The sequence below is a fragment of the uncultured Nitrospira sp. genome, from assembly GCA_902500695.1.
GTDB lineage: Bacteria > Nitrospirota > Nitrospiria > Nitrospirales > UBA8639 > Nitrospira_E.
The window spans coordinates 1-10,763 of the sequence record CABVRQ010000111.1; the positions used below are offsets into that span (position 1 = coordinate 1).

Below are 10,763 nucleotides of genomic sequence, written 5' to 3' on the forward strand. Positions count from 1 at the left end.
ACCATTGCACGCTTGTGATACCCCAGAAGGAACGAGCCTCAGGATTAGCCTTTCTCCCGGTCTTCACCACAATCGGGTTTTACCTCTTACCCACAAGCTGGCAACTCCACACTGCCGTCCAGTTTGCTCCACAACTGATGGCCTATGGCGCCTTATGCGCCTGGGCATATAAAAATAGGAATCAACTCCACAAACTTGGGCTAGGATTCAACAACATAGAGTCAGGGGTTCGCCGAGGGACTGTGATTGGCCTCGCGCTGGGAATACTGAATACCGGGGTTATCTTGTACGTCATGCCTGCATTGGGGGTGGACATCAATTTTCTCTCTCAGACCCTTCATGCCCAGGTTCCATTCTGGATCATGATGCCGTGGTTCATCATCCTGATTGCCATGGGAGTGGAATTGAATTTCCGCGGATTTCTCCTGGGTCGATTACTAGTATGGTTTCAACATGTGCATCAACCCGATCATCCCTCGATCTCCAAGATTCGCCTACAGACTTTCCTCCCCTTATCCATTTCGGCTCTGACGTTTTCATTTGATCCTTTTATGGTTTCGACATTCCGTGAATTACATTGGATTGCCATATGGGATGGCCTGGTGTGGGGATGGGTATGGATGCGAATGCACAATCTCTATGCGGTCATCACGGCTCATGCCGTGGAAGTGATTCTTCTCTATCTCATCATACGAGGAATATTGACGTGACACCCTCGTTTTCGCCTCATCTGGTGAATCATCCTTTTGGGGACCCCGGCCTCTATGTCGATATACGTTGGAGCCGGCGTGCCCTGCTCTTTGATCTAGGGGAAAATGTCTCGTTGAGTCCCACCCAGCTTCTACGGGCGCAGGATATTTTCATCTCTCACACGCATATGGATCACTTTATCGGGTTTGACCGGCTCATTCGTGTAGCCCTGGGTCGTGGTAAACACCTTCGATTGCATGGTCCACCGGGCCTTATTGAAAATATCCACGGCAAACTTCGTGGTTATACCTGGAATCTGGTTGATGGATATCCACTCACCATCGAAGCCAGAGAATATCACCCCACCCATATCCAACCCGCGCATTTTCATGCGAAGGACGCCTTTGTCTGTGAACGGGAAAACTCAATCCCAGGCGATCATTCCTACATTTTTCGGGTTCTTCAAGAACCCGCTCTTCTTGTGAAAGCCGTAGCGCTCAACCATCGGATCCCCTCTCTGGCTTTTTCCCTGGAAGAACCGTTTCACATCAATATCAAGAAAGCCCGACTCCATGAGGCTGGTCTTCCGGTTGGCTCCTGGCTCAAGGATGCCAAACAACTCATAGTAGATGGCGCACCGGATTCGCACACCTTTTCCGCCACGTTGTATTTGGAACACCGGAAAGAAGAGCGCGTATTTGATGTGGGCACCATGAAACGGGAATTTGTGACGATCACTAAGGGACAAAAAATCGCCTATGTCGTTGATTGCCGTTATGATGCCGACAATGAGCAACGGATTATTCAGTTATGCCAAGGGGCCACGACCTTATTTTGCGAGGCACCATTTTTAGAGGTCGACCGGGACAAGGCTGCCAATCGCTACCACCTCACGGCCCGCCAGGCAGGAATCCTTGGACGAAAAGCCGGGGTACAACAATTGGTCGTCTTTCATTTTTCTCCCAGGTATACCGGACAGGGAGACAAACTTCACCAGGAGGCCATGGAGGCCTTCCATGAACAATAATTTCACATGACGCGAGGAGGGACGATGCCGGAATGGGTCAGATATGCGTTGTATTTTGTCCTGGGCGGAACATTAGTGAGTGTCTCCACGTATCTGGGAAGTCATGGGAGAGGGTTCCTGGCAGCCTTGGCCAGCACTCTGCCGGTCATCAGTGGAGTGACCTTTATCCTGATCTTCGTCAATGCCGGATCGGCTCCGACCGTTTCGTTTGCCAAACACATGATTTGGCTTTCCCCTCCATGGTTTGTCTATGTGGGAACGATGATTGCGTTTGTCCCGAATTTAGGCTTTTGGCCTGCATATGGTTTGGCAATCGTACTCTATTTGGCCGGAGTGGGGCTGACCCGACTGTTTCTTAGCTAACAGTAAAACACCGGCATTGGATAAACAGCATAGAAGAGTCTTCGAATAATTATGTGAGAAGGTATAGAGGACAAAGAATATGGCGGGGTTTATCAAACCGATCATTCACGCATTTTTAGTATGTGACACGATTATCATCGATAGTCTGACGGGGAAAAAGAGTATCATTGGCGCCTTTACGCACCTCTGGGCCAAAACGTTTCCCTGCCAGCACCCACAAGTCGGCGTGTATTTTTCGCTCACCGATGCGGAAGGCAGGTACGCATTCGAAATCCAACTGGTATACCTTGACCAAGACCAGATCGTCGGCAAAGGTTCCCTCCCGCCAATTGACATTTCCAACCGTTTAACGACCCAGGACTTTGGCGTGAACATTCCCTACCTCGTGTTTCCAGGGCCTGGGCGGTATGAGTTTCGTCTGTATGCCGATGGTCATTTCATCACCCAAAAGGACTTCCAGGTTATCCAACAAGAATCCCCTCCCGCACCAAAGGCCTGAGTCCACATCGGACTTCTCGTCTCACCATCACACCTTTCGATTTTTCCCTCGCATGGAGAGGGAAACGGGTGGACCCGACAGGGCTCATTCCACAATCCGGGCAACTTGATCAATATCTGCAAATCGACCGGGCAGAAACATTCCCTTTCTGGTTGTATTCGACAAGAACCAGCCGCACATTCCATCAATCTCGACATCGCAGCTCAATCTCTGCATTTCACCTTTTCCCTTTATTCACCGATGTACTACCCGGTAAGGAACACCCAAGGACCACAAGAACCAAATTGAGATGCCAGACACCAGAGCACATAACTTTCTCACCGTAAAAGCAGGACATGAGCACAACTTCAACAGGGGGATTTAAAATGGCCGCATTCCGCCACCATCAAGGGAAACTACGCCTACACTGTCTGTTCATCCTGATCCTCCTTGTGTTGGGCACCGGGACGGTCCATGGCCAGGTAGTCGGAGATGGGTACAACAATAGCCTGATTTACAAAATCCAATCTGACACAAATACCGTCTATATTTTGGGATCGATCCATGTATTGGCCGAAGAATATTATCCTCTCACCAGATCCTTCTCCTATGCCTATTACAATTCCCAAAAGGTCGTCTTTGAAATTGATCCGGAAATATTATTTTCTCCCGACTCATTTTCCAAACATGAAAAACAGTACACCCTCCCAAAAGGGAAAACACTGGAAACGGTGCTCTCACCAAAAACCTATGCGCTGGTCAAACAGAAGATTAAAGCCTTGGGAGGAAACATTCAGGATCTCCAACAATACAAACCCTGGGTTCTCTATCTCACGTTAAGCGGACGATTTGACTCGTCCATAGACTTTCGCCCTGAATTAGGAATTGAAAGTCATTTCTATCGCATGGCCAAGGATGCCGGTAAACCGACGGGCGGGCTGGAAACCATTCAAGACCAATTGAATGTGTTCGACACCCTTCCACTCAACATCCAGGATGCACTCCTTCAGGAATCACTCGCCGCCACAGGCTCAAAGGAACGAGAGCAAGCGTTTTTACATATGGTGAAAGACTGGCACCAGGGTAATCTCGACGGATTAGAACAATTGGTGGAGTCATTCAAAACCTACCCGCTGTTCTACAAAAAACTCCTCGTCCAACGAAACCAGAACTGGATTCCCCAAATCGAATCGTTTTTACAAGAGGAGAAAAACGTCTTGATCATCGTGGGTGCGGCTCACCTCGCGGGAAAAGACGGATTACTCGCCCTGCTGAAAGAAAAAGGCCACCACATTGAACGAGTGTCCTATGCCATGCCCTAGAACCGGAAAATAAGGGTTCCGTTACTGGCGATCAGCATCAGCCATGCCCTTTCGGGCCATCCAATCAATCACCTGCGGACTCATTAATTTGATCCACCGGCCCCACTGCCCTCTCCAGGATGTAAACACCAGTCGTTTCCGACGGGTCATCCCCTTGATGATCATGCCCGCACATTCCTCGGCGGTTAAAAATCTGGAATGCCCCTCAAGAACTCGCCCGAAGGGTTGACCGTGAGCCCCCAGACTTCGTTCATGAATTTCTGATTGCACAAAATCAGGAGCCACGATAGTGACCGTCACTCCGGTCCCTGCCAACTCAATGCGAAGTGACTCAAAAAATCCGTTCATCGCATGCTTACTGGCACAATAGGCTGAATGAGCAGGTATCCCGGTCAAACTTGCGACGCTGGAGATGGCAACAATCCGGCCTTGCGCGGCCTTTAAGAATGGCAACGCCAATTTTGTACAATACACGCTGCCAAAAAAATTCACGGCCATCACACGTTGATACAGTTGCACGTCATGAACATCCTCCACCGTCGACCACATGGACACACCGGCATTATTCACCAACACATCAATCCCGGAATATATTGAAACAGCCTGCCGGATCATGGCCGAACAGGCATGTGGATCCGTCACGTCCGTCGGAATGATAAGTACGGATGCTCCCTGGTTTTCACAAGCGAGTGCGACCTCCTGCAAGCGTGAGCGATCTCTCGCCACCAGGACCAGCTTGGGAGCCTGTGGCGCCAACCCACAGGCAAGCGCTTTTCCAATACCCGAAGACGCCCCGGTGATGAGAATCACCTGGTTCGTAAATTCACCCATCGTCTCTTCCCCATGAATCGATAATGGGATGGACCCTATTGACAGATTTTTCTAACGAGCGTAGCATTACTTCTGCGCTCATAAAAACCCATTATGAATGAAAGGAGAGAATGAGCGTGCATCTCCTTTCAAACCGCAAAGAGGAAAGGGGGTCTCAAATGGACGACCTTACTCCACCGGATCATGTAGGCCCATCGGCGGCGAAACCCGCCTCAGTCTCCTGACGGGCCTTCTCGTTTTTGCCGAATTATATCCCTGCTCCAACACAAGCATGCTAAAAGGCAGATGCCGGAGGGCAAATCCCAAAGCTTGGAAGTGAGTCACAAGAGGGATCTTCAACCTTCATAACTGGAAAATTCGGCCAAACCATTAACGAGAAACGCGTCATTAGCCTACTGATGGGCCATGCTAGACATGAGGTTCAATTTTTGTGGTGTACGCCACATAATCCGAGGGGCTCCCTTTCACGGGATAAGCCCCTCGGGTTGTTTTCCACGCCGGCATCACAAACACATAACCGTTCTTCACACCTTCTATCACTCAACCTCCTTGGCTCCCTGATGACATGAGCATCCCTCCTAAACGGTTTCAACCATATTGCCTTGAGTTACCAGTCTGGGTCGCCGATTATCTTGGACAACAACCGGAGACCTACCCGAATCCGGAAGCACGGATGGAACTGGTTATTAGGCTGGCACATCTCAACATTCAATATGGAACAGGGGGACCATTTGGAGCAGGGATTTTCCGCCTGGACACTCAAGAATTGGTCGCGCCTGGGGTGAATCTCGTCCTTTCGTCGAAAAGTTCAATGGCCCATGCTGAAGTGGTCGCGTTAATGACGGCACAGCAAATTGTCGGTTCCCATGATTTAGGGGCAATCGGGCTTCCCACCCACGAGCTGGTCACCAGTTGCGAGCCCTGCAGTATGTGCCTGGGAGCGATTTCCTGGTCCGGTGTTCGACAAATCGTCTGTGGCGCCAGAGGAAGCGACGCCGAAGCGGTTGGTTTTGATGAAGGCCCTAAACCTGCGAATTGGATTAGGGAACTTGAGCAGAGGGGAATTGCCGTCACCAGGGATATCGAGCGAGCCAGCGCATCTTCTGTCCTTCAGCAATATGTCCAAAGCGGCGGAGAGGTCTATAACGGCCGGAACGGTACATGATGCCTCTCATTCCCTTTCCAACTTTCAAGGAGAAATTCTGATGCCTCCTAAACAGAACACGTCAACAGTTTCGCACTCATCAACCATCACCCTCGCCATTGATATTGGCGGGTCCGGAATCAAAGGCCTCCTGCTCGATCAATCCGGTCAACCTCTGTCTGAACGGGTACGAATGGTCACACCGAACCCCGCGACACCACAGGCCATTGTCCCGCTTATTGTGGAAATTGCCCAGACACTCGGGCGGTTTGATCGGGTCTCAGTCGGCTTTCCCGGCGTGATTCATCAGGGGTGGGTGAAAACAGCGCCCAACCTGGATGCATCCTGGCCTGGAACCTATCTCGTTGGCGAACTGGAACAACAACTCCAAAAGCCGGTTCGGGCAGCCAATGATGCGGATGTGCAAGGCTATGGAGCGATCAAAGGCCAAGGGGTCGAAATGGTCATTACCCTGGGAACCGGATTTGGAACCGCGTTATTTATTAATGGGCACCTTGTGCCTAATATGGAAATTGCTCACCATCCCTTTCGAAAACAAGAGACCTACGAAGTACAATTGGGTGCCAACGCACTCAACAATGTGGGGAAAAAGCGATGGAATCTCCGTCTGGCGAAAGCTATTGAAATATTAGATCGGGTGATTAATTTCGACCATCTTTACATAGGCGGGGGCAATGGGAAAAAGGTGACCATCCCACTGCCATCTCATGCCACAATCGTTTCAAATACAGCGGGGCTCCTTGGCGGAATCGCGCTCTGGGCCGATCCCAATGTGGTCCCTCCACCGACAACCAAGAAGCTTGGCAGAGGAACGGCACGAAAACAGGCTCCTCGAAAAAAGTCATCAAAAACTCTCCAGAAGAAAAAGGATTGACTCCCATAATCGCCTCCCCACTCAGCTCGTTCCCCGCCAGGTTGCGCCCGACCGGCATCATGAGGAAAATTGCCTAATCGGCACATGCCACTATGATTCCTTACGGATTACCGCAACTTCTCTGGATAGGTCTGGGTGGGTTCCTAGGGTCGGTAGGCCGATTTGTGGTCGCCGGCTTCTTTAACCGCCTAAGCCCGGCTCTGGCCTTCCCCATTGGCACGTTGGCCGTGAACATACTCGGCTGTTTTCTGATCGGGTTACTCCATGGGTTGGCCGAGTCCCGGAATATCCTGGGAACGGACACCAGAATTTTTCTGTTTATTGGCGTGCTGGGTGGATTCACCACCTACTCTACCTTCGGGTTCGAATCTCTGGCACTCTTGAAAGACGGGGCCATGCTCAAAGCCTCCGCCAATATCATCCTCCATGTCTTCGTGGGTCTCGCTGCTGTCTGGCTGGGTGATACATTAGGTCGGCTCTAAGCTCAGGGCCCTTCATCCTCATTTCAATTCACACAATACATTTGGTCGTGAATTCCTTCTCTTGAAGCCACTTGGCGAGGAGGGGTTGAACAGGGTACAACCATAGATTCATCCTTCTCACGATCCGAATGGTCAGCATCTCTGAATATGTCCTCAAAAAAGCCGGTTGCACCTTCCAGCTCGCCTCATGCCGACCTGATCATTGAAGGCGCACGCCAAAATAACCTTAAGAATATTTCACTGAGGATCCCGCACAACGCCGTCACCGTGATCACCGGTTTGTCGGGATCCGGGAAATCCTCTTTGGCGTTCGATACCCTCTTTGCGGAAGGCCAATGGCGGTATGTGGAATCGCTCTCCTCCTATACGCGCATGTTCCTGGACCGCGTCAAACGGCCTGATGTGGACCGACTCACCAATATCCGTCCCTCAATTGCCCTGGAACAAAAAAATCCGATTCGAACCTCACGCTCCACCGTCGGCACCACCAGTGAAATTTCGGATTATCTCCGGTTGCTCTTCTCCAAAATCGGACGCCTGACCTGTCCCGACTGCAAGGTGGAAGCCATTGCCCACCATCCCACCACGGTCGCTCAGGATTTACTGAGTCGTTTTCCCAAGGAACGCGCCCTCGTCTGTTTTCCCAAACCCACGCCCCATCCTGATGCGCTTGAATTCATGAAAACGGCACTCCTCAAGCAAGGCTTCATTCGGGTCGTCATCAACCAGCAACTGATTAACCTCAACACGGATACTCTTCCCACCTCTCTACCATCTGAACTGTTGGTCGTTGTGGATCGGGTGACGTTGGACCCGGACTCTCGAAGCCGGTTGGTCGAAAGCTTGGAATCGGCGTTTCGCGAAAGTGAAGGCCGCGCCAGCGTCATCATCGGAGATCACGAACCTTTAGGCTTTAGTGCCGATCTGTCATGCCCGGGATGCGGCAGGACGTTCCCCACCCCACGACCCGTATCCTTTTCGTTCAATCATCCACTGGGGGCCTGTCCTGAATGCAAAGGGTTCGGCAATATCCTGCGCTACGACGAACGTCTCCTGATTCCCGACCCCGAAAAATCCTTACAGGACGGCGCGATCGAACCATGGACGAAACCATCCAATGTGTGGTGGCAGAAAGAAATGCTCAAAGCCTTCAAGAAGAAAAATCTCAACTCCACAGGACCCTACAACCGGCTCACCCAAGCGGAAAGGGACCTGATTTGGAAGGGAGAAGGAAAGCTCGAGGGCATCGATGATTTTTTCAAATATCTCGAGGGCAAACGCTACAAGATGCATGTCCGGGTCTTCCTAAGCCGGTATCGCAGTCCCTCGCCTTGCACAACCTGCCAGGGAACCCGCCTACGGCCGGAATCCCTCATGGTCAAAATCTATGAATGCCACATTCACGAGGTATGCGGATGGCCCCTCTCGGATCTTCAACGATGGCTTCAGACCTTGCCGCTGAGAACATTTGAGGAGGCGATCGCCAAAGATCTGTTGATCGCGTTGCAATCGAAACTGTCATTTCTCCTGCGCGTGGGTTTGGACTATCTCACACTCAACCGGGAAATGCGGACCTTATCTGGAGGCGAGGCACAGCGTATTCATCTGGCGACACAACTGGGCTGTCAGCTCATGGGCACACAATATGTCTTAGATGAACCGACGATCGGCCTCCATGCACGCGACACCGAGGCCATGGGCATGATTTTGCGAGAGTTGGCGGAGCGGGGAAACACCGTCATTGTGGTAGAACATGATCCGCAGATCATCCAGCAGGCCGATTACATCGTCGAACTGGGACCTCAATCAGGCGCTCAAGGCGGAGAGGTCATCTGTGCGGCCCCCTATCAGACGTTTCTCAAACATCCCCAATCGCTCACCGCTCAATACTTGCGGGGGGAACAAACCATTCCCTCACCATCCACACGTCGATCGGGAAACGGAAAGACCCTGCAATTCACTGGAGTACGCGAACAAAACCTTAAAAACCTGACGGTCAACATTCCCCTCGGCACGCTCGTCTGTCTCACGGGTCCTTCCGGATCAGGGAAAAGCACCCTGGCAGAAGCCACCATCTATGCAGCCCTGGCGAGGTTTTTTAAAGTGGATAATCCTCCGCAACCCGACCTGGACGGGATGATCGGGCCGGAGCATCTCCGAACCGTCTGCCTTATTGACCAGGAACCCATCGGGAAAACCCCGCGCTCCAATCCCATCACGTACATTAAAGCCTATGATGAAATCCGGGCCTTATTTGCGCAATCCCCTGAAGCGCGGGCGCACCGGCTCACGCCAGCGCATTTTTCCTTTAACACCGGGAAAGGCCGATGCGTTCGTTGCCAAGGGAACGGGTATGAAAAACTGGAAATGTATTTTCTCGCGGATCTCTACGTGCCTTGTGCAGACTGTGAAGGGAAACGGTTTCAGGAAAAAATATTACAAGTCCAGGTCAAAGGACACTCCATTCACGACATACTGAATCTCACCGTCGATCAAGCTACGATATTCTTTGCCACTTCCTGTCCCAAAGTCCTCAAAGGATTGCGCGTGCTTCAACAGCTTGGACTCGGCTATCTCACATTGGGACAACCAGCCACAACGTTATCCGGAGGCGAAACCCAACGGCTTAAAATCGCCAGGGAATTGACCAATTCCCCAAAACGATCAGCCGCCAATTCAGACCACAAAGGTGCCCTCTACATCCTGGACGAACCCACCAGGGGACTCCATCTGGAAGATATCACGCGCCTGTTATCTGTGTTGAATCAACTGGTCGAAGAAGGGAATACCGTCCTGGTGGTCGAACATCACCTGGACGTCATCAAATGCGCAGATTGGGTGATTGATCTGGGACCCGGCGGTGGAGATTCCGGCGGCCACATCGTCGCCGAAGGCTCGCCGGAAAAGATTGCCAACAGTCCCAACTCCATCACTGGAAATTTTCTGAAACCTCTGCTTATCCCAAACTAACATCCTTCCGTTCACCTGGGTACCGAGCTGGACAGCTGCAACGGCTGGTTAGGCGGAGTCCTCGCCAATGAAGTCACCATTAGGAGCCAGAATGAAATCGTCAGTCAAGGGGAAGAACGCATGAACTCCCCCATCGTCGATCGCACCAAGAACACGTATGTTTCCTCCGGGCTTTTCGTCCCAGATGACTTGGATTTCGTATTGGTAGCGGTTGCCCGCTTCACTCTGGACTCCCCCCGTCACTGGGTCGCCGTCAACGAATGAAGCCAACTCAGCATACGTGCGTTGCCGCCATTCCTTGAGTTCCTTTGACAAGAGTTCCCTCGCCTCGCGTTTATCCATCAGACTCACTTCCGTCTAATAAAGGCCGCGGCTGAGCAGGGGGCCGTCCGTTCGAGCTGCGCATTCAGCCGCCGCAGGCCACTGACACGAGCTTGGAGCCCCTGGCCTGTCAGATAGGTGCCAAATTGGGCGAAGAGTGTGTCCACCACCCCGGCTTGGGCCAACGTCTCGCGGAACAACCAGATCGTCTTGGCATCGGGAATCCGTTGATGCAGGTCG

11 protein-coding genes and 1 pseudogene are annotated in these 10,763 nt (G+C 51.8%); 9 read left to right on the plus strand and 3 right to left on the minus strand.

From position 1 onward, the window contains the following. From AAH187_RS17720 to AAH187_RS17740, 5 genes are all read left to right on the plus strand, one after another. Positions 1 to 710, plus strand: a 710-nt coding sequence (locus tag AAH187_RS17720) for a hypothetical protein (RefSeq protein ID WP_342349816.1), incomplete at its 5' end; no start/stop codon positions are given. Further along, positions 707 to 1,717, plus strand: coding sequence for a hypothetical protein (locus tag AAH187_RS17725; protein WP_342349817.1), 1,011 nt, complete (start codon positions 707 to 709; stop codon positions 1,715 to 1,717). The genes AAH187_RS17720 and AAH187_RS17725, both read left to right, overlap by 4 nt. A 24-nt stretch (positions 1,718 to 1,741) precedes the next feature. Then, positions 1,742 to 2,080, plus strand: coding sequence for a DUF3147 domain-containing protein (locus AAH187_RS17730; RefSeq protein ID WP_342349818.1), 339 nt, complete (start codon positions 1,742 to 1,744; stop codon positions 2,078 to 2,080). Between the two features lie 79 nt (positions 2,081 to 2,159). Beyond that, a complete protein-coding gene (locus AAH187_RS17735; RefSeq protein WP_342349819.1) occupies positions 2,160 to 2,579 on the plus strand; it encodes a hypothetical protein in 420 nt (139 codons plus the stop codon). A gap of 335 nt (positions 2,580 to 2,914) precedes the next feature. After that, positions 2,915 to 3,880 (plus strand): TraB/GumN family protein, encoded by a 966-nt coding sequence (locus tag AAH187_RS17740; protein ID WP_342349820.1) that lies wholly within the window; start codon positions 2,915 to 2,917, stop codon positions 3,878 to 3,880. Positions 3,881 to 3,901: 21 nt separating this feature from the next. Here AAH187_RS17740 and AAH187_RS17745 read toward each other — a convergent pair whose 3' ends face one another. After that, positions 3,902 to 4,711: an SDR family oxidoreductase gene (locus AAH187_RS17745; RefSeq protein WP_342349821.1), complete on the minus strand. Its 810-nt coding sequence runs from the start codon at positions 4,709 to 4,711 to the stop codon at positions 3,902 to 3,904. Between the two features lie 565 nt (positions 4,712 to 5,276). Between AAH187_RS17745 and AAH187_RS17750 the strand changes: the two genes are divergently transcribed. From AAH187_RS17750 to uvrA, 4 genes are all read left to right on the plus strand, one after another. Next, entirely contained in the window at positions 5,277 to 5,876 is a 600-nt protein-coding gene (locus AAH187_RS17750) for a nucleoside deaminase (RefSeq protein ID WP_342349822.1), read from the plus strand. 40 nt (positions 5,877 to 5,916) lie between these two features. Next, entirely contained in the window at positions 5,917 to 6,750 is an 834-nt protein-coding gene (locus AAH187_RS17755; protein WP_342349823.1) for an ROK family protein, read from the plus strand. Between the two features lie 92 nt (positions 6,751 to 6,842). Then, positions 6,843 to 7,232, plus strand: a complete 390-nt coding sequence (gene crcB, locus AAH187_RS17760; protein ID WP_342349824.1) for a fluoride efflux transporter CrcB — start codon at positions 6,843 to 6,845, stop codon at positions 7,230 to 7,232. Between the two features lie 147 nt (positions 7,233 to 7,379). Beyond that, on the plus strand, positions 7,380 to 10,202 hold the full coding sequence (gene uvrA, locus AAH187_RS17765; protein ID WP_342349825.1) for an excinuclease ABC subunit UvrA: 2,823 nt from the start codon (positions 7,380 to 7,382) through the stop codon (positions 10,200 to 10,202). Between the two features lie 48 nt (positions 10,203 to 10,250). Here the strand turns inward: uvrA and AAH187_RS17770 are convergent, their stop codons facing one another. Together AAH187_RS17770 and AAH187_RS17775 are read right to left on the minus strand one after the other, a co-directional pair. Further along, positions 10,251 to 10,544, minus strand: a complete 294-nt coding sequence (locus AAH187_RS17770) for a hypothetical protein (protein WP_342349826.1) — start codon at positions 10,542 to 10,544, stop codon at positions 10,251 to 10,253. 5 nt (positions 10,545 to 10,549) lie between these two features. Beyond that, positions 10,550 to 10,763: pseudogene (locus AAH187_RS17775) on the minus strand (hypothetical protein); the annotation flags it as partial.

Excerpts from the sequence above, each read along its gene's own strand:
- AAH187_RS17730 (WP_342349818.1), top strand. The coding sequence starts at position 1,742 with ATGCCGGAATGGGTCAGATATGCGTTGTATTTTGTCCTGGGCGGAACA.
- AAH187_RS17735 (WP_342349819.1), top strand. The coding sequence starts at position 2,160 with ATGGCGGGGTTTATCAAACCGATCATTCACGCATTTTTAGTATGTGAC.
- AAH187_RS17740 (WP_342349820.1), top strand. The coding sequence starts at position 2,915 with ATGAGCACAACTTCAACAGGGGGATTTAAAATGGCCGCATTCCGCCAC.
- AAH187_RS17745 (WP_342349821.1), bottom strand. The coding sequence starts at position 4,711 with ATGGGTGAATTTACGAACCAGGTGATTCTCATCACCGGGGCGTCTTCG.
- AAH187_RS17750 (WP_342349822.1), top strand. The coding sequence starts at position 5,277 with ATGAGCATCCCTCCTAAACGGTTTCAACCATATTGCCTTGAGTTACCA.
- AAH187_RS17755 (WP_342349823.1), top strand. The coding sequence starts at position 5,917 with ATGCCTCCTAAACAGAACACGTCAACAGTTTCGCACTCATCAACCATC.
- crcB (WP_342349824.1), top strand. The coding sequence starts at position 6,843 with ATGATTCCTTACGGATTACCGCAACTTCTCTGGATAGGTCTGGGTGGG.
- uvrA (WP_342349825.1), top strand. The coding sequence starts at position 7,380 with ATGTCCTCAAAAAAGCCGGTTGCACCTTCCAGCTCGCCTCATGCCGAC.
- AAH187_RS17770 (WP_342349826.1), bottom strand. The coding sequence starts at position 10,544 with ATGGATAAACGCGAGGCGAGGGAACTCTTGTCAAAGGAACTCAAGGAA.